Source organism: Streptomyces sp. NPDC048331, assembly GCF_043201215.1.
Lineage (GTDB): Bacteria > Actinomycetota > Actinomycetes > Streptomycetales > Streptomycetaceae > Streptomyces.
Map to the genome: position 1 here is coordinate 285,343 of NZ_JBICYT010000002.1, position 23,419 is coordinate 308,761.

Genomic DNA, 23,419 nt, shown 5'->3' on the forward strand with positions numbered 1-23,419 from the left:
CCCATAATCCCCCCCACCCCCCCGCCACCCGCCACCCGCCCCCCGCCACCCGCCACCCGCCACCCGCCACCCCGTAACCCCCCCGGCCGCCCCAGGGGGCGCGCCCGGGCCGTATCCGGTGTCCGGAGGGCCTGCGTTCACCCCCGGTAGGTCTCCAGCAGGCGCAGCCAGACCTCGCTGATGGTCGGGAACGACGGCACCGCGTGCCACAGCCGCTGGATCGGGACCTCGCCGACGACCGCGACGGTGGCCGCGTGCACCAGCTCCGCGGCGCCGGGGCCGACGAAGGTCGCCCCGAGGAGGACCTCGCGGTCGAGGTCGACGATCATGCGGGCCCGACCCTTGTAGCCGTCGGCGTACAGACCGGCGCCGGAGACCTTGGACATGTCGTAGTCCACGGCGCGCACCCGGTGCCCGGCCCGTTCGGCCTCGGCCAGGGTCAGGCCGACGGCGGAGGCCTCCGGATCGGTGAAGACCGCCTGCGGGACGGCGCGGATGTCGGCGGTCGGCGTGTGCGCGCCCCAGGGCGCGGTGTCCAGCGGGGTACCGGCCGCGCGGGCCGCGATCACGGCACCGGCGATCCGGGCCTGGTACTTGCCCTGGTGGGTCAGGAGCGCGCGATGATTGACGTCCCCCACGGCGTACAGCCAGTCGTGCCCCGGCACCCGGCAGGTGTCGTCCACCTCGATCCAGCGACCGGCGGGCAGCCCGACGGTGTCCAACCCGATGTCCTCGGTCCGCGGCGCGCGACCCGTCGCCATCAGCAACTCGTCGCCCTCCAGCGTCTCGCCGCCTTCCAGGACCACGCTGACCGGGCCGGTCGAGCCGTCCCTGACCACCGCCTCCACCGACACCCCGATGCGGACCTCGGCCCCGGCCTCGCGCAGCGCCTCGGCGACGAGTTCTCCCGCGAAGGGCTCCATCCGCGGCAGCAGCCCGGGGCCGCGTGCCAGGACGGTGACCTGCGAGCCGAGGGCCTGCCAGGCGGTGGCCATCTCGACGGCCACCACCGAGCCTCCGACGATCAGCAGCCGGCCGGGGGCCTCCTGCGCGGAGGTCGCTTCACGGCTGGTCCAAGGGCGGGCCCCGGCGATCCCGGGAAGGTCGGGGATCACGGCCCGGGTGCCGGTGGCGACGACGACCGCGTGCCGGGCGGACAGGATGTGGTGCTCGCCCTCGGGGCTGGTGACGGCGACCTTCCGCACCCCGTAGATCCTGCCGTGGCCTCGGTACACATGGGCGCCGATCGAGTCGATCCAGTCGATCTGGCCCTGGTCCTTCCAGTCACCGGTCCAGTAGTTGCGGTGCGCGAGCACCGCCGCCGCGTCCAGGGGCCCTTGGACGGCCCCGGCCAGGCCCGGCACCCGGCGGGAATCGGCCCGGGCCAGCACCGGGCGCAGCAGCGCCTTGCTGGGGACGCACGCCCAGTACGAGCACTCGCCGCCCACCAGTTCGCTCTCGACGAGCGCCGTGCTCAGCCCGGCGGCACGGGTCCGGTCGACGATGTTCTCACCGGCCGGTCCCCCACCGAGGACCACCACGTCGTACTCCACCGCTTCCGACACAGACACCTTCCAAGGGTTCCGGAGGATCCACCAGGACCCATGGGAATCCCGGTCAGGGGCTAATATCCCGTCACTCTACGTGCGGTCCGCGCGACATGCGCGAGATGACGGGCGGCGTCGGCGTGGTGATGCCCGGGGCACCCTCCCCCCGTCGGCCGGTCAGGCCCGGACCGACCGCCAGATGTGGTCGGGCAGTTCACGGGCCGCCTCCTCGAGGTCGACGTCCCCCACGGTGAGCCAGCGCCGGACGAAGGCGACCACCGGCCCCAGGGCCAGGGACTCGATCAACGGGGCCGAGAGCGGGGCGAGTTCGCCCGATTCCTGGTGCGCGTGGATCCAGTGGGCGATCGGCGTCAGTCGGGCTTCCTGGGAGTCGCGGATCTGGCGCGCGTTCGCCATGCCCAGACGGTCCGAGGTGACGGAGTGGATGAGGCGGGCCGCGTCGGGGCGGTCTCGTACGAAGTCCAGGTAGGCGAGCACGACGGCCCGGATACCGGAGCGGGCGTCGGCCGCCTGCATCAGCGCCGGTGCGAGTTCCGTCAGGAGCTGATCCAGCGAGCGCAACGCGAGTGCGGCGACCACGCCGTCCAGGCTGCCGAAGTGGTGGTAGATGCTGCCGGAACTGACCCCGCTGGCGCCGGTGATGGTGCCGAGGGTGAGGCCGGCCTCCCCGGACGAGGAGTAGAGGCGGAGCGCCGCGTCCAGAACCTGTTCGACCGTGGCTTCGCCGCGTTGTTGCTTCGGCATCGGGCAGGCGTCCTCGGTCTCCTCGCGGCGGCGGATCCCCTCGATCCTCGTCGGGTTCAGCCTAGAGCACCAGGATTACTGGATTCTTCTCCAGAAAAACCTTTGAATCCAGAAGGAGGGGGCAGCACGATCCCCTGTTCCGCCCCGAGCCGGGTGCTCCCGGAACGAGTCCGTCACGCGCGGGTGGGGAACGCGGTCCCCTCACCCGAGGCGGCCGACATGTTTGATGACGACCGTCACCGGATCGGCGGTGATCACGTACAGGACCCTGTATCGGCCGATGTGGATGCGACGCAGCCCCCGGCCGTGCAAGGCCGCGCCCGGTGGGCGGGGCTGGGCGGCCAGGTGATCGACCCCGTACAGCAGCAGCCGCAGCCCGCGCGGATCATCCGCGATGTGTCGTACCGCACCGCACACGGCGGCCTCGTCCCACACGATGCCGAAAGCCATCAGCCGCACTCCCTCCACCCGGGCACTGGGCTCATGGGCGCCGGCGTGCGTGCCGGTCCGGAGGTGCATGAGCCCGATGAACATCACCCTGGGCCCTTCGCCGGTCCCCCCATGAGGCGCCTGCCCGGAGCAGCCCGCGCTACGCCGACAGGCTGAGCGCGCCCGGACCCGGTTCGGCGGGTTCGGCCGGCCCGGCTACCGCGGCGAGCAGGATGAGCTGCACCACTCCTGACAGCCACGGGATCGCGTCTGTTTCCTGAAGGAGGCCAGTTCTCCGTAGTGGCCCGTGGTTCGGGGGAAGGAGCGTCTTCGAACCGCCCTGTGGAGGCTGATGTGGTGCGTGATCGGATCGGACTGGCCGAGGTGCTGGCGGCGGCGGAGGATGCCGCACCGGTGGACTCCCTCGATGTCGTCGCGCGTAACCTGCGGGACCGGTTCGGTGCGCGATACGTGTCGTTCTTGTTCGTCGATGTGGTCGGCCGACGCCTGCTGCGCGTCCACGACACGGCGACCGGCTACCGCGAGGAGCGCGCCGAACAGGTCCCACTCGCCGGCAGCGGCCCGTACGACGAGGTCCTGCGCGACCAGAAGCTGGTACGGGAAACGGACGGCGGGAAGGGGCAGCGGGTACTCGCTCCTGTCACCAACCGCGGCGAACCATCGGCGTCCTGGAGCTGTTCCTCACCCAGGTCGCACCGGAGGTGCTGGTCGAGGTCGAGGAGGCCGCACACGCGCTGGCCTACATCATCGTCACCGACCGCCGCTTCACAGACCTCTACCACTGGGGCAACCGCACCACCACGGTCAGTCTCTCCGCGGAGATCCAGCGCCGACTCCTGCCGTCCGCGTCTTCCTGCGAGGCACCCCAGTTCTCCTTGGCAGGCGCTCTGGTGCCGGCCTCCGACATCGCCGGCGACACGTACGACTACAGCCTCGACGCCGACACCCTGCACCTGTCGATCACCGATGCCATGGGGCACGACGTCAGTGCCTCGCTCATGGCCACCCTCCTGGTCAACGCCTCCCGCGGCGCCCGCCGCGCCGGCGAAGACCTCGCCGAACAGGCCCGCTGGCTCCACCAGGCCCTCCTCGACCACGGGCGGCACAGCATCGCCACCGGCCAGCTCCTGCGCATCGCCCTCGACGGCACCGGCGCCCAGCTCGTCAACGCCGGCCATCCCTGGCCACTGCGGCTGCGCGACGGCTCGGTCAGCGAACTTGCTCTGGCCGTGAACATGCCCTTCGGCGTCGGCCAACAGGGCGCCTACCGCGTGCAGGACGTCGACCTGCGCCCCGGTGACCGGCTGTTCCTGCACACCGACGGCATGCAGGAACGCGAGGCCGAGACGGTCGACCTCCCCGCCCTCCTCCGCACGACCGCGTCCGAGCATCCGCGCGAGGTCGTACGCACACTGGTGGGTGCGGTCGCCGACGCCTACGAGGGGCGCCCGCCCAAGGACGACGCCACCGTCCTGTGCCTGGACTGGTACGGCCCCCGCATCGGAAGTCGCGGCACGAACGCCTGACAGCGGACTCCCCTACATGGCTGCCAGGGCGGGGTGGACGCTGAACAGGTGGCGGGTGGCTGTGAGCTCGAGGACGCGCAGCCCCTGCTCCGGGACACCGACGAGTTCGAGCGTCCATTCCTCGTCGATGGCGCGAGCGCGTAGAGCGAGCAGAACGTGCAGGGCGCTGGTACCCATGAAGGTGATGCGGGTGAAGTCGAGGACCAACGTCCGCCCCGGCAGGACAAGTTCGCCCAGTGCGCGGACCAGCAGGGAGCAGGTATCGAAGTCGATGTCGCCGCTCACCGACACGACGGTCCGTTCCGGCCGCTCGGTGACACCGATCTCGAAGTCTTTGAGGCTCATGGCCCATCCGCCGTTCACGGCAACCCGTCACGGACGCACGCACCCGTCGGAACGACGGCGTGGCCGTCAAGCGCGCGACCGGTGCCGCGCACGGTCGGGCGAGCGGGCCTTCCGCGCCATGGGCCGCTGTTCGCGGCCACCGGGTGGGCGGGCTTCGCCGGACCGGGTTGATCGATATGACGCGTCTACCCGTGCCCCGTCGCGGTAACCACGGGGCGTACCGGCCCGGTTCGGGGTCGGTGTGGAATTCGGGGCGCGGGACGACGTAGCCATAGGTGTGGCGGGCGTCCGGAAGGGTGCCCGCGTGGGCGAGAACACCGGTGGTGTCACGCCAGGGGGTGCGCCGTGACGCCGTGGGGCGGCTCCTGCCGGGCCCCCGTGGCCAGGATGCGGACTTCGGCCCGGTCGCTGATCTCCGCCTGGACGATGCCGGAGGCGTCCTCGTAGACGGGGTGGCCGCCGGCACCCGTACGACCGGTGATACGCACCACCACGCGGTCCTCGCCACCGTCGAACGCGTGGGGGAAGGCCAACTCGTATCGCCGGCGTGGCCGATCTTCCGGTGCGGAGGGGTGCGGCGCGTGGGGCCGGGCACGAACGGGCCCGGGATCCGCCGGGCGCGGGGCCGTTCCGGTGCACCGCTTCCTGTCCCTGCGGTTCCACCTCTGCGCCGAGCCCCGGTGCACGGCGTGCGGGCAAGGGGGGCGGCCGGACACGCCGCCCGCGCCGGACCGGCTTCGAGGAGGGGAAAGAGTTCTTCGGTGCCGGTGAGTTCGAGCAGGCGCAGCATTTGATGGCTGGGCGCCGCCAACCGCAGGGTGAGCCCCAGCTCGATTGCCGCCGAACGCGCCTGCAACAAGGCGCCGAGGCCGGAGGAATCACAGAACGAGGAGTGTGTCAGGTCGACGAGCAGGTCTGTACGGCGCTCCCTGTGGGCCGCCTCGATCCCGGTGAGGAGGGTGGCACGCAGCTCGGCCACATGGTCCAGGTCCATCACCCCGCGCACGGGGGCCACCCAGGGAACTGGGCGGGCGTCGATGTGCTGCGTGCTGGATGCGTCACGGACTGTCGAGGACGCCATGACCGGCCTCCTTGCTGCCGTACCCTCGTCCACCGCTTTCGGGCGTATGGCGGGCGAGGGGCTCGGTGCGCCGCGGCATGCGGAACTCTGGTTCCCCTGGAGCCACCGCGGGGGGCTGCGGCACCTCTCGCTTCTTCCCGCACCCCACCCGCATATGCGCGGTTCGGAGTGGAACCAGGAAACCCGAGGCATCGGCCCATCGAGCACCGGCCTGGCCCGGCGGCAAGGTCGTCTGCCCGCCCGCGCGGCGTCATGGGCGGGGGTAGCGGTGTTTCTCCTCATCACGTGCGTGCTCCATCGGGGTCTGCCAGGCGTCCTCGCGGCGCTGCGTCACAGGGTTCTGCTCGGCCGGCCGGGGCGGGGCCGCGGCGCGGCGCCGCCGTCGGCTGCCGTACCAGAAGGCACCGATCAGCAGGACGACGAGGACCACTCCCGCAACGATGAGGAAGAGGGATGGCTGTGCTTCCGCTGCGAGTTCATGGAGGACGGTCATGGTCGGCTCCTACCCTCGATCGGCTGCCTCAGCGGCCGGCGAAGAGTTCCACCTTGGGCACTCCAGACCTCAGCCACCTCGTCACCAGTCAGCCGGCCCGCCTCGCACGGGCAACCGCCCTGCAGGTGTTCCCCAACGACATCACCCCCTGTCCCCTCCCGGCGGACAGAACCGACGCCCACAGTGACACCCTGCGCCGTGCCATCGTGTTCATCGAGGACAACGCACACCGTGACATCGGTCTGGCCGACATCGCGGCTTCGATCCCCGTCACTCCTCGCGCGGTCCAGTACGCCTTTGCCCAGCACGCCGACACCACCCCGCTCGCCCACCTGCGCCGGGTCCGTCTGGCCCGAGCGCACGAGGAGCTGCGGGTGGCGGACCCGGCGACGGCGACGGTCACGGCTGTAGCGATGCGATGGGGGTTCTCCCACCAGGGCCGGTTCGCCGCCGCGTACCGCGCCGCCTACGGCATCACCCCGGCCGGCACGCTCCACAGCTGATCCGAGCGAAGCGGCCTGCCCGGCGGGCCGGGGAGAAGAGCGCTCGAACGCCGCTGTCGGGCCGGACCGCCGTCGCAGCCTGATGCGGAGCGGTACTCAGCTCCACCAGAGCGCTCCGCAGACAGCGGACGGCATCTTCGGCGTCGGCGAGCCCGCCCGGCGTGGGCACGACGGTGCCGAACGCCTGGGCCGGGTCGCCGAGCAGGGTGCGCCGGTGCAGGACGGGGGCGAGGCCTTCGGCGGTCTGGGCGAGGAACCAGGCGAGCGGTCCATGCGTGCGGGCCAGAGCCATCGCCACCTGTGCCAAGGCTTCACGTAGGCGCTCCAGGCGCTCGATCACCGGGAGCCCGCGCTGGTCGTCGACCGGGCCGACGGCCCGGCCGAGGTGTTCCGCGGTTGTGCGGGCCAGCTCGGTCTCGGAGTCGGAGACCTTCCACAGACCGTGGCAGATCTGCCGTGCCGCCTCGGCCGCCAGGCTCCCGGCGCGCGTCGTCGTGCCGTCGTGGCCGCGCCCCACGGGACGCCGCCGCGCCGGACGCCCCTTGGGGTGCTCCGGCGCCGGTACCTGCTCCACGGTGGAGAGGACGATGTCGGTTCCGGTGAGTTCCAGCAGACGGGCAACCTGCGGGCTGGGCGCCGCGAGCCGGAAAGCGACGCCTGCGGCCTCGGCGGCCCGTCGAGCCCGCAGCAGTTCGTCGAATCCGGAACAGTCGCAGAAGGCGAGGCCGGAGCAGTCGACCACCACCGCTCCCAGGGCCGCCCGCACAGCCCCGGAAACGAAGAACCACGACAGGAAACGAACCTCCACGGGCCGAGGCCGGCGCGACCGGCACGGTGCGGACCTGGTCGGACCGTTCGGGAAGAGCGCGGGTGATGCCCGGCGCCGCGCCCGGCCTCGGATCGCCTCGGACCTGTAGCCCTGTCGCCGACAACGGGGTCCGGCCCGCTCCGGGGCCGGTCCGCATGAACATCTCGATGGACGCGAGCGGCTCTGCGGTGAGGTCCTGCTCCGGGCGGGCGGTTTCGATCGCCATCCGTGGGCAGGAGATCGCCACGGGCCCCTCCGACGAACGCTTCAAGGCACCGTGCGGCAACGCCGAGCAGAACAGAGCTCGTGGCGGACGTGCCGCACGCCGCAGCACATCGAGGAAAGGCAAGGTCCCTCATGAGCACGATGGAACGGCCGGCCCGAGCCACCGCCGACGATCCGGTGAGCGTCCTGGCCCCGGTTCCCGAGCAGACCATCGACAGCGTCGAGGCCGACCTGGCCGAGATCAAGGAGAAAACACACCGATGAACGACGAAGCCCGAACCAACATCGGCACCCCCTCCCCCACCCCCGGCGGTTCCGACTCCGCGGATCTGCGCGATCAGATCGAACAGACCCGCGACGAGCTCGGGCGAACCGTCGAGGCCCTCGCCGCGAAGGCCGATCTCAAGGCCCGCGCGAAGGAGAAGACGACCGCCGTCAAGGATGAGGCGGCGGAGAAGGCCGCGCTGCTCTCCGGCCAGATCCGCGAGAAGGCGGAGCAGGCTGCCCGAGCGGTGAAGGACCACACCCCCCACCCCGCTCCTGACGAAGTCCGCGCAAGCTGCGGCGCACGTACGGGAGGGCGCGGCCGAAGCGGGCCGGTACGCGGCCGAGCACGCGCCCGAGCCGCTGGTGGACGGGACCCGTCGGACGATCCCAGCGGTACGCGCCAACCGCGCCCCGCTCCTTGTGGTCGGCGCCGCGGCGCTCGTCATCCTGCTGGTCCGCCGGAGCCGGGGGCGTCGCCGATGAATGCATCCAAGATCGCCTACAAGCCCGTGGGGCTCGCCCTGGGCGCGCTGAGCGGTGTGGTCGCCGGCGCTGCCTTCAAACAGGCATGGAAGGTCATCGAGGGTGAGGGCGACGCTCCCGACGCCACCGACGAGGACCGGACCTGGAAGCAGATCCTGCTGGCCGCGGCCATCCAGGGTGCGATCTTCGCGGTGGTCAAGGCCTCGGTCGACCGGTCGGGAGCCGTGGCTGTACGTCGCCTGACGGGCACCTGGCCCGGCTGAACACCCCCGGTCGCTCGCCCCGGACCGCACGGCCGCCCCCTCACGGGTCGGAGGAAACGTCGTCCGCGGTGGCCTGGCGCCACGGCAACGAACCCTGGAGCCATCGAGGGGGCGGAGGCGTCCGTCCGGTGAAGCAGAGGCGTCGCGGAGCGGCGGTAGGAAGGACGACCCGTGGAGCTACGACGCGACATGCGGCCGGTTGGCCGACATGGACCTGACCGGATGGCAGGTCGACGCCACCGATGGTCACATCGGCGAGGTGGATGATCAGTGCGACGAGACGGGCGGCGCCTACCTGGTGGTGAATGCCGGTGCCTGGATCTCGGCAAGGTACTCGTCCCGGCAGGGGCGGTGTCGCGAGTCGACCATGACGCGCACACCCTGCACCTGAGCCTGAGCCGAGGGCAGGTGGAAGAGGCGCCCCCGTTCCTCTCCGACCACAACCGTGCCGACCGCCAATACCGGGATGACGTCGTCGAGTACTACTGGAAAAGCGGTCCTTGCTGACCCCTCGCCAAGCACACGCCGCGCCGGTACCGACCACCGCGAGAACGGCCGCGACCGGGCAAGCACCAGGCCCGGGACACGCACGCGCGCGATGCCTGGGTGGCTCGGTGTGCGGGGTGGCTCAGTGTGGGAGTGCCAGCGTGGCCCAGACGGTCTTGCCGCTGCCGTTGGGTCGGGTGCCCCAGTGCTGAGCGAGGCGGTCTATGAGGAAGATGCCGTGGCCGCCGATGGAGTCGGGCCGGTGTGCACGCAGCTGCGGGAGGTCCGGGCTCGGGTCCGTGACGGTGATCTGCAACAGGTCGTCCTGGTGGGACAGAGTCAGGCTCCGGATGCCGCCCGCGTGTTCGGCGGCGTTGGAGAGGAGTTCCGCCGCGATCAGGAGCGCGTCCTGGCCCTTGCCGAGCAGTCCCCAGTCGGTGAGCGCCTGGCGTACCCAGGTGATGCCCCTACTGCACGCCTCCAGGTCCGCGGTCTCGCCGAGGGCGAGTTCGCGGTGGTGCGTTGCACGGGGCGGTGAACCCATGGCCGGTCCCGACGGCTGAGATGTGTGGTGCTTCGCGCCTGCCCAGCCCGCGTCCGCGTACTCGTCAGCAGCCTGCCGGGATTACGGCCTGTACGGGGCGGTGGCTTCCGCGATCGTGGAGCGGATGGTGAAAGTCTCCGCCGCGCCGGTGACCTCGAGGACGCGGCGGACCGCCGCGCTGGGGGCGACCACGACCACGGGCACCTCCCGGACGCGCGGAGTCCTGCAGGGCGAGGAGGAGATTGAGGCCGTCGGCGGTGAACAGTTCCACCGCATCCAGATCGATCACCAGCACCGCCGGACCGGAATCGAGCGCCTCCCCCAGGGCCTGCTCGCCGATGGCCCGGGTACCGGCGTGCAGGTCCCCCGACAGTACGCACACGACGGCGTCGCCGACGCGCACCACATCGGTCTTCAGCTCCGGGGCGGGCATCGGCAGATCGGCTGGGGTGCTGGTCATGGCCGTCTCCTCGCTCCGCCTCCCCACCTGTGCGGCGTGCCGTCCCGCGGCGATCGGCGCCCGGGGGGCTTCCACCGTACGCCCCCTCACGTAAAGGGCGACTTTCCCGCTCGTGCGGCGAGCCGATGCCGGCCGGCCGGCATCGATCCGCCGGGCTCCGGGAGCCCGGCGGCGGTGTACGTCAGACCCCCGCCGCCCCGGCACCCCCGTCGCCCGCGCCCTGCTGCTCCGCGGCGATCTTCGAGCGGACCTCGTCCATGTCGAGGGCCCGGGCCTGCTCGATGAGGTCCGTCAGGGCCGCCTCCGGCAGTGCGCCGGGCTGCGCGAAGATGGCCACCTGGTCCCGGACGATCATCAGCGTCGGGATCGAGGTGATCTGGAAGGCCCCGGCCAGCTCCTGCTGCGCCTCGGTGTCCACCTTGGCGAACACGAGGTCGGGATGGGCCTCGGAGGCCCGCTCGTAGACCGGGGCGAACTGCAGGCACGGCCGGCACCAGCCCGCCCAGAAGTCGATCAGCACGAACGGGTTCTCGCTGACCGTCTGGTCGAAGTTTTCCTTGGTGAGCTCGACTGTAGCCACGGTGTCCAGACCTCCTGATTGAGCCGTCTGTTCCCTTGAACGAAAGGCCGGCCTTGCGCATTCCACCCTGGGTGACAGGCCCCTAGAAGGGGTGACCCGCCGGGGTGCTGCGGACCGTGGTCCAGCGTAGTTCCGTGAAGGCGTCCAGGTTCGCCTCCCCTCCGAAGCGGGCACCGGTGCCGGAGGCGCCGACTCCACCGAAGGGGGCGACGGCCTCGTCGTTGACCGTCTGGTCGTTGATGTGAGCGATCCCGGTCGGGATCCGATCGGCCAGGTCGAGCCCGCGCGCCGCGTCCCGGGTCACGATCCCGAGGGAGAGGCCGTACGGGCCCGCCGAGGCCAGCGCCACCGCCTCCTCCTCCGTCGCGAAGGACCGTACGGGCGCCACCGGGCCGAAGACCTCCTCGGCGTAGGCGGGAGTGTCGTCGGCCACGCCCGCCAGGACGGTCGGCCGGTAGAAAAGGTCCCGGTGCGTGCCGCCGGCGACGAGCTTGGCCCCCTGCCCGGTGCTGGCCTCCACCAGGGCGTGGACGCGGTCCAGCTGGGCGCGGTCGATCAGTGGGCCCAGGTGGACCCGCTCGCGGTACGGGTCCCCCACGTCCAGTTCCTCGGCGCGCGCGGCGAGCCGCTCGACGTACTCGTCGTACAGCGAGGCGTGCACGAGGTGCCGCCCGGCGGTCATGCAGATCTGGCCCTGGTGGAAGAAGGAACCCCAGGAGGCCTGGGCCACGGCGGACTCGACGTCGGCGTCGCGGAGTACGACGAGGGCCGAGTTCCCGCCCAATTCCAGGTGCACGCGCTTGAGGTGACGTCCCGCCAGTTCGCCCACGGACCGGCCGGCGGCCGTGGATCCGGTGAAGGACACCACCCGGACGCGCGGGTCGGCGACCACCGCCGCGCCCGTCCCGGCGCCGCCGGGAAGGACCTGGAGCAGCCCGCCCGGCAGCCCGGCGGCGGCGAAGACCGCCGCGAGGGCGAGGCCGCCGCAGACGGCGGTGCGCCGGTCCGGCTTGAGCAGTACCGCGTTGCCGAGTGCCAGCGCCGGCGCGACCGAGCGGATCGCCAGGATCAGTGGGGCGTTGAAGGGGGCCACGACCCCGACCACCCCGGCCGGCACCCGGCGCGTGAAGGACAGTCGGGGCGCCTCGCTCGGCAGTACCTGCCCCGTGGGGCGTGAGGCCAGCGCGGCGGCCTCGTAGCACTCCTGCGCGGCGACGTGCAGCTCGAAGTCGGCCTTGCCGGGGATCGAGCCGGACTCGCGGACCAGCCATTCCCGCAGCTCGTCGGCGTGGGCGGTGAACAGGTCCCCGGCGCGGCGCAGCACGGCCGCCCGCTCCGGGTGGGTGGTGCGCGCCCAGTCCTGCTGCGCCGCGAGGGCCCGTACGGCGGCCTCCGCCACATCGGCGGGCGCGGCGAGGTCGAGGGTGGCGAGGGTACGGCCGGTGGCGGGTTCGACGACCGGGGCGGAGCCGCCGGTGAGGGTGGGACCGTCCTGCCAGAGCGTCGGATCGAGGAGCGGCATGGCGCGGGGCCTCCGGGTGGGGATGGGCGGGGCGGGGGGCGGCAGCACGCGCCATCGTGCCAGACCGGAGGCTCCACATCTGTTCAGTTATTGGGCAGTTGACGCCGAGCGGTGACCGGAAACGATCGACGCTCGGGTCGCACCGAGCCGGGTCAGCGTTCCAGGACGAGGGCGATGCCCTGGCCGACCCCGATGCACAGCGCCGCCATGCCGGTGCCGGAGCCGGCCGCCGCCAGCTGGTGCGCGACGGAACCGGCCAGCCGGGCGCCCGAGGCACCGAGCGGATGGCCGATCGCGATGGCGCCGCCCCGCGGGTTGACCACGGCCGGGTCGAGCTCCGGCCAAGCCGCCAGACAGCCCAACGCCTGTGCGGCGAAAGCCTCGTTCAGCTCGAAGGTGGTCAGATCGGCGAGCCCGCGGCCGGACTTGGCGAGCGCCCGCTGGACGGCGTCCACCGGACCCAGGCCGAAGAGCTGGGGCTCGATCCCGGTGACGGCGGACGCGCTGATCCGGGCGAGCGGCTCCCGGCCGGTGGCCGCCAGACCCGCCTCGTCGGTCAACAGCAGTGCGGCGGCGCCGTCGTTGAGCGGGGAGGCGTTGCCGGCCGTGACCGTACCCGTGCCGTCCGTCCGGAAGGCCGGCTTCAGGCGAGCCAGCGCCTCCGGGGTGGAACCCTCCCGGATGCACTCGTCCCGTACCAGGTCCGCGCCGGAGTACGGGACGACCTCGCCGTCGTAGAGCCCGGCGGACCAGGCGGCCGCCGCCTTGCGGTGGCTCTCCAGGGCGAACGCGTCCTGCGCCTCGCGGGTGATGCCGTGCTTGTCCGCGACGAGTTCGGCGCCCTCACCGAGCGAGCCGGTCCACTCCTCGGGCATGCGCGGGTTGGTCATCCGCCAGCCCAGGGTGGTGGACCACATCTGCTGGTGCCCGGCCGGGAAGGCCCGTTCCGGCTTCTGCACGACCCAGGGGGCGCGGCTCATCGACTCGACGCCGCCCGCGATGGCCACGGAGGCGTCACCGAGCGCGATGGCGCGGGCGGCCTGGATCACGGCTTCGAGGCCGGAGCCGCACAGCCGGTTGACGGTGACCCCGGGGACGCTCACCGGCAGCCCGGCCAGCAGCACCGCCATGCGGGCCACGTCCCGGTTGTCCTCGCCCGCGCCGTTGGCGTCGCCGAAGACGACGTCGTCGATGCGGGCCGGGTCGAGGTCCGGCGTACGCTCCACCAGCGCGCGCACGACGTGTGCGGCCAGGTCGTCCGGCCGGACCCCGGCGAGGGCGCCGCCGAACTTGCCGATCGGGGTGCGGACGGCGTCGACGACGTAGACGTCGCGGACGGTGCGGATGCTCATGGGGTCTCTCCTGGGCGGATCCGTACGGGCGGTGGCGCGTCGGTGCCGGTGTGGACACCGGGGCACGCCGCCGGGCACGCCCGGTGGGGCGCGCCCGCAGTGTCCGTCCGTACGTCACCGCCTGTCAACGGCTCCCCGGACCGAGGGGGGCGTCGTGGAGGGTCAGCGACCGGCGAGGACGCGGCGGGCGTACGTGGCAGGTGGCGCGGGCCCGGCCCGGTCGACGGGCACCCCCGAAGGGGCGGACGCCTGCCCCGCCCGCTCGCGCGCTCGCACGCCCCCGGGCCGTCCGGGGCCTCCGGGACCTCCGGGCCGTCCGGGCCGTCCGGGCCGTCCGGGCCGTCCCGGCACCGTCAGGTCGACTCCCGGTGGACGGCGGCCGCCGCCATCAGGTCGTGCCGCTCCGTGACCTCCGACGGCTCGCGCACCGCGTGGTCCACCAGCGAGGCCAGGTGGGCTCCGGTCGGCATCTCCAGTCGGACGGTGCTCAGCCGGGGCCGTAGCAGCCGCCCGATCAGCAGGTCGTCGGCGCCGATGACGGCGACGTCCTCGGGGACGCGAAGCCCCTCGTCCTGGAGGGCTCGCATCAGCAGCATCGCGTACTCGTCGTTGTACGCGAACGCCGCGTCCAGCCCGAGCCCGCGCCAGCGGGCCGCGAGGGCCGCGGCCGACTCCTCGGAGTAGGCCATCGGGAGGGCCGCGACCTCGGCGCCCGGCACCGAGCGGGCGCCCGAGAGCCGGGGCACGGAGAACAGCTCCAGGCCCGCCTCCTCCGGGACGACCACGCCGATCCGCGTGCGCCCGCGCTCCACGAGATGGGCGGCGGCCCTGACGCCGACCTCCTGCTGGTCCATGACGAGCGCGTGCGCCCCGGGCACGCCGACGGGCCCCATCGTGATCACCGCGCGGGCTCCGGCCCGCTTGAGAGTGGCGACGTTGCGCGCGGAGAGGGTGATCTCGCCGAGGGAGATCACGGCCACCGGACGCAGCTCCGCCCAGGCCCGTACGGCCTCGTCGCCGCTGAGTCCGAGGCTCCCGTACTGCACCACCGTGTAGTCCAGGCGACGCAGCGCCCACTGCAGTTCGTTCAGGAAGGTGCTGTAGAGCGGCCCGACCGGCACGTGGGAGGTGGGCAGCAGCACGATCCTGGTATGTCCGGCGCGCAGGCTGCGGGCGGCGGCGTGCGGGACGTACCCGAGCTCCTCGGCGGCCTCACGGACCTTACGGCGGGTGGGCTCGCTGATGCGTACGGCTTCCGCGTTGTTCAGCACGTACGAGACCGTCGCGCGCGAGACGCCGGCGAGGCGGGCCACGTCGGCGCTCGTCGGAACGGGGGGCGGCGGCGTGGTGGCCGATCCCGAGGCCGGGGCGGGAGGCTGCGGCGTTTTCGATGACTGAGACATTGCCGTGGCATCTTTCCAGACCGATTGCGCCCGAGGGCTGGCGGATGGCCGGAAAGGGATGCTACACAGTGGTTACACGAGTCATTGACACGTGTAACCACGGCGTCACATCCCACAACGTCCGATGTGTCGACGCCGCACCCCGCCGTGCCGCCGCCCTGTCGCGCTCCGTCGCACCCCCGCCGTCGCGACAGGGCGGCGCGCACCTCCGCGCAACCCCGTACCCCCGCCGCACCGCACCTCACCGCACCTCCCCCTCCCCTCATCCGCCCGCATCTGCCCAGGAGGGCATCGTGGCCCTTTCCTCCCCCGGTGGCGGCTCCACCGCCGCCACCACCGACGCTCCCCCGGGACCCGGCACAGCTCCCGGCCCGAGCACCGCGGCCGGACCCGGCCCCGGACCCGCACGCCGCGGCCTGCTGCCCCTCTTGCTCGTCGGCAACAGCGCCATGTACGCCCTCTACATCGGTGTGGCCGGCGTCCTGCTCGCCCTCCAGGTCGAGGACATCGATCCGGCGAACAAAGTGGCGAACTTCGGCCTGATCGCGGGGGTCTCGGCGATCTTCGCGACGGTCTTCAACCCCGTCGCCGGCGCCCTGTCCGACCGCAGCGGACGGCGCGACCCCTGGATCCTCGGCGGTGGACTCGCCGCCGTACCCGCGATGTTCCTGCTGGGCCTCGCCGACACCATCCTGCTGATCACGATCGCCTGGTGCCTCGGGCAGGCCGTCATGAACGTCTACCAGGCGGCCATCACCTCCGTGGTCCCCGACCGGGTGCCCGTGGATGCTCGCGGCAAGGCCTCGGCGGCCGTCGGACTCGGCCTGCCCTTCGGCTCCACCCTCGGCGCGCTCATCGGCGCGGCCTTCTCCGAGGACTACCGCACCGGATACCTCGTCTTCGGCGCGCTCGTGGCGGGCGCCGCCGTGCTCTTCACCGCCTGCGGCCGAGAGCAGCGGCTCCCGGCCCGCGCCCCGATGCCCGTCAGGGAACAGCTCGCCGCCTTCACCGGCGCGCTGCGCGACCACGACTTCCGGTGGGCCTTCATCGGCCGGGCGCTGCTCGTCCTCGGCTACTTCGCGGTGAGCGGTTACCAGCTCTACATCCTGCAGGACCACACCGCGCTGCCCGACGGCATGGGGCCGGAGGCCGCGGTGGCGGTGCTGATGCCGCTGACCAGCGTGGCGATGGTCGTCTCCACGGTCCTCGGCGGGTACCTGTCGGACCGGTTCGACCGCCGCAAGCTCTTCGTCGGCGCCTCCGCGCTGCTGTCGGCCGTCGCGCTCGTCATCCCGGCCGTGTCGACCAGTTGGACCGCGATGCTGTGCTTCGCCGCGGTGAACGGTCTGGCGTTCGGGTGCTACATGGCGGTGGACACCGCCCTGGTGACCATGGTGCTGCCCAAGGCCGAGGACGCCGCCCGCGACATGGGCGTGCTCAACATCGCGAACGCCGGCCCGCAGATCATCGCGCCGTTCGTCGCCTCGGTGATCGTCTCGTTCAGCGGCGGATACACCGCGCTGTTCGTCGTCGCGGCCGTGCTGGCCGTGGCGGGAGCCCTTGCCGTGAAGCCGATCCGCAGCGTGCGCTGAGACGTACCGACACCCCTCGACCGAGATCCACCACCGAGAAAGGCACACCGTGCACCTGCACACCCAGACCTGGGGCGAGGGCGACCGCGTCGCCCTCCTGATCCACGGCATCATGGCCGACCACCGGACCTGGCGCCGGGTCGGCCCCGCCCTCGCCGACCACGGCTACCGCGTCATCGCGGTGGACCTGCGGGGGCACGGGGCCAGCGGCCGCGGCGCGTACAGCCCCGCGCTCTTCGCGGACGATGTGGTCGAGACCCTCCCTGCGGGCGCCGAACTCGCCATCGGCCACTCCCTCGGCGGCCTGACCCTGTCGCTCGCGGTGGACCGGCTGCGGCCGGCCCGGGCCGTGTTCTCCGACCCCGCGTTCCACCTGGCCGCCCCGGTCGACGGCTTCGGCCCGGAGCTGCTCGCGCAGTTCAAGACCGCGACCAAGGAGCAGATCCGGGCGATGAGCCCGCGCTGGGAGGAGGTGGACGTCGACATCGAACTGGAGACCCTGGCGCTGTGGGACGAGCGGACCGCGCTGAGCCTCGCGCCGCTGGTCGGCGTCGACCTGATGCCGCCCGCACCGGTGGTCCCCTCCCTCGTCCAACTCGCCGACCCGAGCACCCTGATCACACGGGAACGGGCGCGGCTGCTCAAGAGCCGTGGTTTCGAGGTGCGTTCGGTCACCGGGGCGGGACACACCATCCACCGGGACGACTTCGACGGGTTCATGGCCTCCCTGGAGGGCTGGCTCTAGAACTCCTCGGCCACTCCCCATTACGGTCTCCCTACCGACGGGTAATGGGGAGTGGTACGCGATGTCCGATGCAGCTGTTCAGACGGTCTCCGGCCTGGTCGACATGGTCGGCGCACTCGCCGAAGGGAGCGTGTCGGCGCGCCGGTTGACCGAGGAGGCGCTGTGCCGGATCGCGGCGGCCCAGCCCGAGCTCAACGCCTTCCGGACCGTTCGCGCCGAGGCCGCGCTCGCGGAGGCGGACGCGGCGGACCGGAGGCTCGCGGCCGGCGAGCGGCTGCCGCTCCTGGGCGTTCCGCTGGCGGTCAAGGACGACATGGACGTCACCGGGGAGCCGACCGCCTTCGGCTGCGCGGGGGCCTTCGCCCCGAAGACCGCCGACAGCGAGGCGGTACGAAGGCTGCGCGCGGCCGGGGCCGTGATCGTCGGCAAGACCCAGACACCGGAGTTGGGGCAGTGGCCCTTCACCGAGGGCGAGGCCTTCGGCGCGACCCGCAACCCGTGGAACCGGGCCTACACGCCCGGCGGCTCCTCGGGCGGCTCGGCGGCCGCGGTGGCGGCGGGCCTGGTCCCGGCGGCGCTGGGCTCGGACGGGGCCGGTTCGGTCCGGATCCCGGCGGCCTGGACCCATCTGGTGGGTGTGAAGCCCCAGCGCGGGCGCATATCCACCTGGCCCGAGCCGGAGTCCTTCCACGGGCTCACGGTCAACGGTGTGCTGGCCCGTACCGTCGCCGACGCGGCGCTCCTGCTCGACGCGGCGAGCGGCCCGCACCCCGAGGACCTGCACCGCCCGGCGCGCATCTCCGCCGTCGAGGCGGCGCGCCGCGCGCCCCGTCGGCTGCGGATCGCACTGTCCTTCGGGATGGCCTTCACGGCGACGCCCAAGTCCCTGGACCCTGAGGTCCGTGCCGCGGTGGAGCGGCTGGCCGCGCGGTTGGAGTCGCTGGGCCACGAGGTGATCCCGGAGGACCCGCGTTACGGCCCGATCGGCCTGACCTTCGTACCCCGCGCGACCGGTGGCGTGCGGGACTGGGTGGCGCGGGTGCCCGATCCCGCGCTGTTGGACCCGCGCACGCACGAGGCCGTACGGACGGGGCGCGTCCTGGGCGGGCTCGCCCTGCGGGCCTCCCGCCGGGCGGAATCGGTCCTACGGCGGCGGGTCGGCGAGGTCTTCGACCGCTTCGACGTGGTGCTGACCCCGACGACGGCCACCCCGCCGCTGCGGATCGGCGCCCTGGCCGGGTTGGGAGCCATGGCCACGGACCGGGCGATGATCGCGGCCTGTCCGTACGCCTGGACGTGGAACGTGCTGGGCTGGCCGGGGGTGAACATCCCGGCGGGCCTCACGGCCGACGGACTGCCGATGGGGGCCCAACTGCTGGGCCCGGCCGACTCGGAGCCGCTGCTGCTGGGGCTGGCCGCGCAGGTTGAGGCCGTGGAGGACTGGTCGGCGCTGCGGCCGGGCCGGTGACGGGGCCCACACCGCCGTCCGGTAAGTTCCCATGAGGAACTATCGAGCGCCACATCACCGGAAGGGGCGACACCACCCATGACTCAGCAGACGTGGACGGCCGTCGACGACTACTTCGACGGATTGCTGGTCGGGCAGGACCAGGCCCTGGCCTCCGCGGCCGCCGACTCCGAGGCCGCCGGCCTGCCCGCCCACCAGGTGGCCCCCAACCAGGGCAAGCTGCTGAACCTCCTCGCCCGCGTCCGCGGCGCCCGCCGCATCCTGGAGATCGGCACCCTGGGCGGCTACAGCACCATCTGGCTGGCCCGTGCGCTCCCGGCCGACGGGCGGCTCGTCACGCTGGAGGTCGACGAGCGGTGCGCCGACGTCGCGGCCGCCAACATCGCCCGGGCCGGGCTGGACCACATCGTCGAGATCCGGCGCGGCCGCGCCGTCGACCTGCTGCCCGACCTCGCCGGCGAAGCCCCGTTCGACCTGGTCTTCATCGACGCGGACAAGCCGTCCAACCCCGCGTACCTGGAGTGGGCCCTCAGACTGACCCGGCCCGGCAGCGTCATCATCGGCGACAACGTCGTCCGCGACGGCGCCGTCGTCGACGGGGACAGTTCCGACCCGCGCGTCCAAGGCGTGCGCCGGTTCACCGAACTCATCGCCGAGCACCCGCGGTTGACCGCGACCGCCCTGCAGACCGTCGGCAGCAAGGGCTACGACGGGCTCATCATGGCCCTGGTCACCGACTGAGCCGCGGCGCGGACGCGGAGGGCCGCCTCCTGCACCGGGGCCGCGGCAACCAGTAGCCTCACCCGGATGACGGCACTTTCCCACCACAGCAACGGCCACATCGAGCAGCCCGGTCGAGACGGCGACACCGCGACCACGGAGGCCGATCCGCACGCCATCGGCCCCGTGCGGACCGAGTACGCCCCGGACCCCGACGGCGATCCCGACCCCGGCGAGATCGTGTGGACCTGGGTCCCCTTCGAGGAGAACGACGGACGCGGCAAGGACCGTCCCGTGCTGGTCGTGGCCCGGGAGGCGAGCGGACGGACCCTGCTCGCCGTCCAGCTGTCGAGCAAGCGGCACGACCACGACCGGGAGTGGGTGCCGATCGGGACGGGCCCGTGGGACAACGCCGGGCGCGAGTCCTGGGTGGACGTGGACCGGGTGCTGCGCGTACACGAGTCGGGGATGCGCCGCGAGGCCTGCGCGCTCGACCGCGGCCGCTTCGACCTGGTGGTGGACCGGCTTCGCGAGCGCTACGGCTGGCAATAGCGCTCGCGGGGCCGGGCGGTGGTCGGGTCCGCAGCCGCGGCCACCGTCCGGGACGGCCGCGTCCTCCCGTGCCCGTGGCCGGACCGTCCCGGCGATCTCCCGGTCGGCAGGACACCGCCTAGGGTGGGCCCGTACGCGGACACAGGGAGTAGCGGGCATGCGAATAGAACGACACAGGGTGAGCGAGGCCGCCCTGGCGGCGGTGCGCGAGGACTTCGCGAACCGGATGATCTCCGACGTGTACTCCCGGTCACGGGGCGGCAGGATCGACGCCTACGCCTGGTGGGAGATCACGCTGCAGTTCCTCGACGGTCTCGGTGCGTTCTCCGCGGTGACCCCGGACCTGGACACCCCGGAGGCCAAGGCGATCCTGGACGATGCGGCCGAAGCGGCCGCCGGCGCCGTGTCGTTCGCCGCCTACTACCCCAACGCGTACTTCCACGTGTTCCTCACCTACGTCAACCTCGGACTCGACTACGACGCCGATCCGGAGGGCAGCCCGCAGCCGGTCAGCGCCGCCCGCTGGATCGACGCGTTCTGCCTGGCGGTCCTCGCCGACAGGACCGAACGGCACGACGAGGCCTTCCACTTCGCCCGCAGGGCACCGCAGCGGGCCGGCGGGCCGGGGCTCCCGTCGGTGGAGCTGATCAACGGCCTGTTGGCGTACGTCAACGGGGACCTCGGGGACGAGGACCAGAAGTTCCCGCCCTCCCCGCAGCAGAAGCTCGACGCGCTGGACGCCGCGCTCGGGCGGGTCGCCGACCGGCGGGCCGGGGCCCGGGTCTCGGCCGACGAACCCGTGGCCGCCGAGGCGGCCGAAGCGGCCGACCCCGCCACCGGTGCGCTCCGCGCGCTCCGCGCCCTGGCCGCCCGGGACCGGGTGGCCTTCGGGGTCGAGCTGACCGCGCTGCTGCTGCCGTACTCCCGTCTGCGGGACCCGCGGGCCGAGCCGCGCACGCTGCTGCCCCTGCTGCCGCTGGCGCTGGCCGCGCTGGGCCACCGTCGCGAGGGCTGGCAGCCCCCCGTCGAATCGGGTTACCTGCCGCGGGCGCTGGTCACCGGCTTCGAGGCGCCGGCGCCTCGCGTGGGGCCGTACGGGCGCGAGCGACGTGCGGACGCCGTCGCCGCGCTGGCCGCGGGCCCGCTGGTCGTCGAGCGCCCTGAGATGCCGGAGGCCGCCGGGCACGCCGACCACGTGGTGCGCGAGCTGTACGAGGCCGTGCGCGCGGGGGGTGGGCCGGGGGGCTCCGCCCGGTCGGATCGCCCGCTCGGCCCCGGAAACTGGTCCGTGGCCGTGCAGCACGCCCTGATCACCGGCAACCGCGCGGAACTCGCCCCGCTCGTCCTCACCGGCCCCACCGCCCTGGAGCCGGACCGTTCCGCGTACGCCTCGTACCGGCAGGCCCTGCACGACTACCTGCGGGGGGAGGACCCGGAGCCCGCCACGGACCGGGCCGTCTCCGACGTGAAGCAGATCCGGGAGTGGGGGTTCGCCCCGTCACCGGCGGTGCTCTTCTCCCAGCTGGTGGAGGGTGACGAGGAGAGCTTCAACCTGGCCCTGGCCGACGCGTTGGAGGCCCATCGCGACTACCACTCGGTGGGCGACCGCCTCGTCGGCGCCGGGGCCGACGCCGCGGTCGACTTCGACATCCTGGCGCTGGCCTGCCACGCCCGCCGCCGGGGCTGGCGGATCCGGGTCCTGTCGGCGTATCTGCCGGAGATCCTGCTGGCGGCGGCGCAACCGTTCTGAGGGTTCCGGGCCGGGCCGCCCCCCGTCCCTGTCCTGTCCTGTTCGGCCCGGCCCGGAACCCAGGGGCACCCTGCCCGTCAGGCCGGGCTCGCGCCCCTCGACGCCGAGCCGGCCGACCGGACCTTTGTGAGGGTGACGGCCTCGGCCAGGTCGGCGTACGCGGAGCGATAGGTCCCCGCGGCGACGAAGAACATCGAGCGGTCCGTCAGGGCCCGGGCGAGGCGTGCCGGGTCGTCGGGCAGGCGACGGGCGAGCGCCACCCCGTCATCGAAGTGCGGCCCGAGCCTCTCCACGAACAGGTAGGGGTGGTCACCGTGCCGGGCGGCCACGCGTATGCCGATCCGGCGCTGGGTGTCGACCAGTTCGGGCAGTCGGCCGGCCTCGCGCAGTGCGGCCGCCTGCGCCTCGAGCCCTGGCAGGGCACCGAGAAAGGCATTCCGCGTGTCCCCCGACCATCCTCTTTCGGTTCCGAACGGCGGCATCGGCGACGCGGCGCTCGCAGCCGGTTCGTCGCCCCGTCCCGACAGGACGAACAGGGTGACCCACTCACCGCGGTAACCGCCGCTCTTCGAGTCGCCCCTCGACGCCAGCCGCTCCAGGACGGTCAGGGCCTCCCGCCGGGCGGCCGCGGCCTGCTCGGCGTGCCCGGCGGTCTCGCGCATCCGCGCGTGGTGGACCAGCGCCCAGGTGAGCATGGCCGTCGATGTGCGCTGCTCGTCGGCCAAGCGCCGTGCGACGTCGATGAGTTCACGGAACACGTCGGATGCCGCGTCGTGCAGGCCGGCGCCCTCCAGGTTCGCCGCCCACTCCAGCAGGGGCGAGAGGGACTGCTCCGATACGCCGCCGCTCCGGGCCGCTCTCTCGTTGAGCTCCGCCGCCTCCCGGAAGCGGCCTTCTTCGGCCAGGACGGTCGCGAGCCGCCCGCTCCAGCCCTCCTCGGCCAGTTCCTCGCAGACGGCCCGCCCTTCCCCGCGACGTCCGAGGGCGAACAGATCCCACTGGTACGTGGTCAACGCCCTGCTCAGCACTCTCTCCCGGGCCGGCGAACCGGCCTCGATCCTCCGGCCGACCTCGACCGCCTCGGCGGACAGGGCCAGGCGTACCGCCGGGTCCCGGCTGTCCATCGAGAGAAGCGCGTCGACCAGCTTCGGGGCGTACGCCTTCGGGTTCACCTCCGTCAGAACCCGGTACGCGTCGAGGAGTTCACCGCGTCCTGGTTGGCCGGACCCCAGCAACAGCACGCGCGCCCGAAGTACCGCGTCGTGATCGATCGTCCCCATGTTCCCCCTGTCTCCGAATGATCCGAGAAGCAGATTCTGGGAGTTGGGGGGCGGAACGGACAAGGCTCACGAACTGTGCGTTCCGTCCTAGGTGAAACGCCGCCGACCTGCCATGATGTACATGTCTTTACACCTGCGCCTCCTTCAACGCCTCTTTGGCGGAAGCCCTGTGGGCGAGGATCGAGCCGCTACGACCCGACCGGTTCCCC

24 protein-coding genes and 3 pseudogenes are annotated in these 23,419 nt (G+C 72.8%); 12 read left to right on the forward strand and 15 right to left on the reverse strand.

Going from position 1 to position 23,419, the window contains the following annotated elements:
- Nucleotides 1–137: 137 nt before the first annotated feature.
- From ACGFYY_RS04795 to ACGFYY_RS04805, 3 genes are all read right to left on the reverse strand, one after another.
- Nucleotides 138–1,565, reverse strand: a complete 1,428-nt coding sequence (locus ACGFYY_RS04795; RefSeq protein ID WP_365270876.1) for an NAD(P)/FAD-dependent oxidoreductase — start codon at nt 1,563–1,565, stop codon at nt 138–140.
- Between the two features lie 159 nt (nt 1,566–1,724).
- The gene (locus tag ACGFYY_RS04800) at nt 1,725–2,312 is read right to left on the reverse strand and encodes a TetR/AcrR family transcriptional regulator (protein ID WP_393707106.1); all 588 of its coding nucleotides are present in this window, start codon (nt 2,310–2,312) and stop codon (nt 1,725–1,727) included.
- 201 nt (nt 2,313–2,513) lie between these two features.
- Nucleotides 2,514–2,762, reverse strand: a complete 249-nt coding sequence (locus ACGFYY_RS04805) for a type II toxin-antitoxin system RelE/ParE family toxin (RefSeq protein ID WP_393707107.1) — start codon at nt 2,760–2,762, stop codon at nt 2,514–2,516.
- Between the two features lie 333 nt (nt 2,763–3,095).
- Between ACGFYY_RS04805 and ACGFYY_RS04810 the strand changes: the two are divergent.
- Nucleotides 3,096–4,288 (forward strand): annotated as a pseudogene (locus tag ACGFYY_RS04810) (PP2C family protein-serine/threonine phosphatase).
- A 12-nt stretch (nt 4,289–4,300) separates the two neighbouring features.
- On the opposite strand, the gene ACGFYY_RS04815 reads toward ACGFYY_RS04810, so the two are convergent.
- From ACGFYY_RS04815 to ACGFYY_RS04830, 4 genes and pseudogenes are all read right to left on the reverse strand, one after another.
- Nucleotides 4,301–4,633 (reverse strand): STAS domain-containing protein, encoded by a 333-nt coding sequence (locus ACGFYY_RS04815; protein WP_393707108.1) that lies wholly within the window; start codon nt 4,631–4,633, stop codon nt 4,301–4,303.
- 326 nt (nt 4,634–4,959) lie between these two features.
- Nucleotides 4,960–5,349 (reverse strand): DUF6296 family protein, encoded by a 390-nt coding sequence (locus ACGFYY_RS04820; RefSeq protein WP_393707109.1) that lies wholly within the window; start codon nt 5,347–5,349, stop codon nt 4,960–4,962.
- A 38-nt stretch (nt 5,350–5,387) separates the two neighbouring features.
- Nucleotides 5,388–5,996: pseudogene (locus ACGFYY_RS04825) on the reverse strand (STAS domain-containing protein); the annotation flags it as partial.
- Nucleotides 5,965–6,207, reverse strand: coding sequence for a DUF6479 family protein (locus ACGFYY_RS04830; protein WP_393707110.1), 243 nt, complete (start codon nt 6,205–6,207; stop codon nt 5,965–5,967). The gene ACGFYY_RS04830 and the pseudogene ACGFYY_RS04825, both read right to left, overlap by 32 nt.
- Before the next feature lie 53 nt (nt 6,208–6,260).
- Here ACGFYY_RS04830 and ACGFYY_RS04835 point away from each other — a divergent pair, with 53 nt between their 5' ends.
- Entirely contained in the window at nt 6,261–6,710 is a 450-nt protein-coding gene (locus ACGFYY_RS04835) for a helix-turn-helix domain-containing protein (RefSeq protein WP_393707111.1), read from the forward strand.
- Here the strand turns inward: ACGFYY_RS04835 and ACGFYY_RS04840 are convergent.
- A complete protein-coding gene (locus ACGFYY_RS04840) occupies nt 6,682–7,518 on the reverse strand; it encodes an STAS domain-containing protein (RefSeq protein WP_393707112.1) in 837 nt (278 codons plus the stop codon). The genes ACGFYY_RS04835 and ACGFYY_RS04840 overlap by 29 nt on opposite strands.
- Nucleotides 7,519–7,875: 357 nt before the next feature.
- Here ACGFYY_RS04840 and ACGFYY_RS04845 point away from each other — a divergent pair, with 357 nt between their 5' ends.
- The 4 genes and pseudogenes from ACGFYY_RS04845 to ACGFYY_RS04860 all read left to right on the forward strand — a co-directional run bounded on the left by ACGFYY_RS04845 (nt 7,876) and on the right by ACGFYY_RS04860 (nt 9,147).
- Nucleotides 7,876–8,007 carry a hypothetical protein gene (locus ACGFYY_RS04845; protein WP_393707113.1) on the forward strand — a complete coding sequence of 44 codons (132 nt, stop codon included), beginning with the start codon at nt 7,876–7,878 and terminating at the stop codon, nt 8,005–8,007.
- Nucleotides 8,004–8,132 (forward strand): annotated as a pseudogene (locus tag ACGFYY_RS04850) (DUF3618 domain-containing protein); the annotation flags it as partial. The gene ACGFYY_RS04845 and the pseudogene ACGFYY_RS04850, both read left to right, overlap by 4 nt.
- A gap of 357 nt (nt 8,133–8,489) precedes the next feature.
- A complete protein-coding gene (locus ACGFYY_RS04855; protein WP_393707313.1) occupies nt 8,490–8,756 on the forward strand; it encodes a DUF4235 domain-containing protein in 267 nt (88 codons plus the stop codon).
- 208 nt (nt 8,757–8,964) lie between these two features.
- Nucleotides 8,965–9,147, forward strand: coding sequence for a hypothetical protein (locus ACGFYY_RS04860; protein WP_393707114.1), 183 nt, complete (start codon nt 8,965–8,967; stop codon nt 9,145–9,147).
- 237 nt (nt 9,148–9,384) lie between these two features.
- On the opposite strand, the gene ACGFYY_RS04865 is transcribed toward ACGFYY_RS04860, so the two are convergent.
- The 6 genes from ACGFYY_RS04865 to ACGFYY_RS04890 form a co-directional block, all read right to left on the reverse strand.
- The gene (locus ACGFYY_RS04865; RefSeq protein WP_393707115.1) at nt 9,385–9,786 is read right to left on the reverse strand and encodes an ATP-binding protein; all 402 of its coding nucleotides are present in this window, start codon (nt 9,784–9,786) and stop codon (nt 9,385–9,387) included.
- A 64-nt stretch (nt 9,787–9,850) separates the two neighbouring features.
- Nucleotides 9,851–10,246: an STAS domain-containing protein gene (locus tag ACGFYY_RS04870; RefSeq protein ID WP_393707116.1), complete on the reverse strand. Its 396-nt coding sequence runs from the start codon at nt 10,244–10,246 to the stop codon at nt 9,851–9,853.
- Between the two features lie 181 nt (nt 10,247–10,427).
- Nucleotides 10,428–10,826 carry a thioredoxin family protein gene (locus ACGFYY_RS04875; RefSeq protein WP_393707117.1) on the reverse strand — a complete coding sequence of 133 codons (399 nt, stop codon included), beginning with the start codon at nt 10,824–10,826 and terminating at the stop codon, nt 10,428–10,430.
- An 82-nt stretch (nt 10,827–10,908) separates the two neighbouring features.
- Entirely contained in the window at nt 10,909–12,348 is a 1,440-nt protein-coding gene (locus ACGFYY_RS04880; protein ID WP_393707118.1) for an aldehyde dehydrogenase family protein, read from the reverse strand.
- A 152-nt stretch (nt 12,349–12,500) separates the two neighbouring features.
- Nucleotides 12,501–13,700 carry a thiolase family protein gene (locus tag ACGFYY_RS04885; RefSeq protein WP_365270851.1) on the reverse strand — a complete coding sequence of 400 codons (1,200 nt, stop codon included), beginning with the start codon at nt 13,698–13,700 and terminating at the stop codon, nt 12,501–12,503.
- A gap of 353 nt (nt 13,701–14,053) precedes the next feature.
- Nucleotides 14,054–15,103 carry a LacI family DNA-binding transcriptional regulator gene (locus ACGFYY_RS04890; protein WP_393707119.1) on the reverse strand — a complete coding sequence of 350 codons (1,050 nt, stop codon included), beginning with the start codon at nt 15,101–15,103 and terminating at the stop codon, nt 14,054–14,056.
- 293 nt (nt 15,104–15,396) lie between these two features.
- Between ACGFYY_RS04890 and ACGFYY_RS04895 the strand changes: the two genes are divergently transcribed.
- The 6 genes from ACGFYY_RS04895 to ACGFYY_RS04920 all read left to right on the forward strand — a co-directional run bounded on the left by ACGFYY_RS04895 (nt 15,397) and on the right by ACGFYY_RS04920 (nt 21,930).
- Nucleotides 15,397–16,695 carry an MFS transporter gene (locus tag ACGFYY_RS04895; RefSeq protein ID WP_393707120.1) on the forward strand — a complete coding sequence of 433 codons (1,299 nt, stop codon included), beginning with the start codon at nt 15,397–15,399 and terminating at the stop codon, nt 16,693–16,695.
- Between the two features lie 49 nt (nt 16,696–16,744).
- The gene (locus ACGFYY_RS04900; RefSeq protein ID WP_393707121.1) at nt 16,745–17,440 is read left to right on the forward strand and encodes an alpha/beta fold hydrolase; all 696 of its coding nucleotides are present in this window, start codon (nt 16,745–16,747) and stop codon (nt 17,438–17,440) included.
- A gap of 61 nt (nt 17,441–17,501) precedes the next feature.
- The gene (locus tag ACGFYY_RS04905; protein WP_393707122.1) at nt 17,502–18,908 is read left to right on the forward strand and encodes an amidase; all 1,407 of its coding nucleotides are present in this window, start codon (nt 17,502–17,504) and stop codon (nt 18,906–18,908) included.
- Nucleotides 18,909–18,986: 78 nt separating this feature from the next.
- Entirely contained in the window at nt 18,987–19,649 is a 663-nt protein-coding gene (locus ACGFYY_RS04910; protein ID WP_393707123.1) for an O-methyltransferase, read from the forward strand.
- 66 nt (nt 19,650–19,715) lie between these two features.
- Nucleotides 19,716–20,180: a type II toxin-antitoxin system PemK/MazF family toxin gene (locus tag ACGFYY_RS04915; protein ID WP_393707124.1), complete on the forward strand. Its 465-nt coding sequence runs from the start codon at nt 19,716–19,718 to the stop codon at nt 20,178–20,180.
- 157 nt (nt 20,181–20,337) lie between these two features.
- Nucleotides 20,338–21,930 (forward strand): immunity 49 family protein, encoded by a 1,593-nt coding sequence (locus ACGFYY_RS04920; RefSeq protein WP_393707125.1) that lies wholly within the window; start codon nt 20,338–20,340, stop codon nt 21,928–21,930.
- Nucleotides 21,931–22,007: 77 nt separating this feature from the next.
- Here ACGFYY_RS04920 and ACGFYY_RS04925 read toward each other — a convergent pair whose 3' ends face one another.
- Nucleotides 22,008–23,210: a hypothetical protein gene (locus ACGFYY_RS04925; protein ID WP_393707126.1), complete on the reverse strand. Its 1,203-nt coding sequence runs from the start codon at nt 23,208–23,210 to the stop codon at nt 22,008–22,010.
- Nucleotides 23,211–23,419: the final 209 nt, after the last annotated feature.

Bases quoted from the DNA above. Each gene is read 5' to 3' on its own strand.
- ACGFYY_RS04800 (WP_393707106.1), bottom strand. From the start codon at position 2,312: ATGCCGAAGCAACAACGCGGCGAAGCCACGGTCGAACAGGTTCTGGAC.
- ACGFYY_RS04805 (WP_393707107.1), bottom strand. From the start codon at position 2,762: ATGGCTTTCGGCATCGTGTGGGACGAGGCCGCCGTGTGCGGTGCGGTA.
- ACGFYY_RS04815 (WP_393707108.1), bottom strand. From the start codon at position 4,633: ATGAGCCTCAAAGACTTCGAGATCGGTGTCACCGAGCGGCCGGAACGG.
- ACGFYY_RS04830 (WP_393707110.1), bottom strand. From the start codon at position 6,207: ATGACCGTCCTCCATGAACTCGCAGCGGAAGCACAGCCATCCCTCTTC.
- ACGFYY_RS04845 (WP_393707113.1), top strand. From the start codon at position 7,876: ATGAGCACGATGGAACGGCCGGCCCGAGCCACCGCCGACGATCCGGTG.
- ACGFYY_RS04855 (WP_393707313.1), top strand. From the start codon at position 8,490: ATGAATGCATCCAAGATCGCCTACAAGCCCGTGGGGCTCGCCCTGGGC.
- ACGFYY_RS04860 (WP_393707114.1), top strand. From the start codon at position 8,965: ATGGACCTGACCGGATGGCAGGTCGACGCCACCGATGGTCACATCGGC.
- ACGFYY_RS04865 (WP_393707115.1), bottom strand. From the start codon at position 9,786: ATGGGTTCACCGCCCCGTGCAACGCACCACCGCGAACTCGCCCTCGGC.
- ACGFYY_RS04870 (WP_393707116.1), bottom strand. From the start codon at position 10,246: ATGACCAGCACCCCAGCCGATCTGCCGATGCCCGCCCCGGAGCTGAAG.
- ACGFYY_RS04880 (WP_393707118.1), bottom strand. From the start codon at position 12,348: ATGCCGCTCCTCGATCCGACGCTCTGGCAGGACGGTCCCACCCTCACC.
- ACGFYY_RS04885 (WP_365270851.1), bottom strand. From the start codon at position 13,700: ATGAGCATCCGCACCGTCCGCGACGTCTACGTCGTCGACGCCGTCCGC.
- ACGFYY_RS04890 (WP_393707119.1), bottom strand. From the start codon at position 15,103: ATGTCTCAGTCATCGAAAACGCCGCAGCCTCCCGCCCCGGCCTCGGGA.
- ACGFYY_RS04905 (WP_393707122.1), top strand. From the start codon at position 17,502: ATGTCCGATGCAGCTGTTCAGACGGTCTCCGGCCTGGTCGACATGGTC.
- ACGFYY_RS04910 (WP_393707123.1), top strand. From the start codon at position 18,987: ATGACTCAGCAGACGTGGACGGCCGTCGACGACTACTTCGACGGATTG.
- ACGFYY_RS04915 (WP_393707124.1), top strand. From the start codon at position 19,716: ATGACGGCACTTTCCCACCACAGCAACGGCCACATCGAGCAGCCCGGT.
- ACGFYY_RS04920 (WP_393707125.1), top strand. From the start codon at position 20,338: ATGCGAATAGAACGACACAGGGTGAGCGAGGCCGCCCTGGCGGCGGTG.
- ACGFYY_RS04925 (WP_393707126.1), bottom strand. From the start codon at position 23,210: ATGGGGACGATCGATCACGACGCGGTACTTCGGGCGCGCGTGCTGTTG.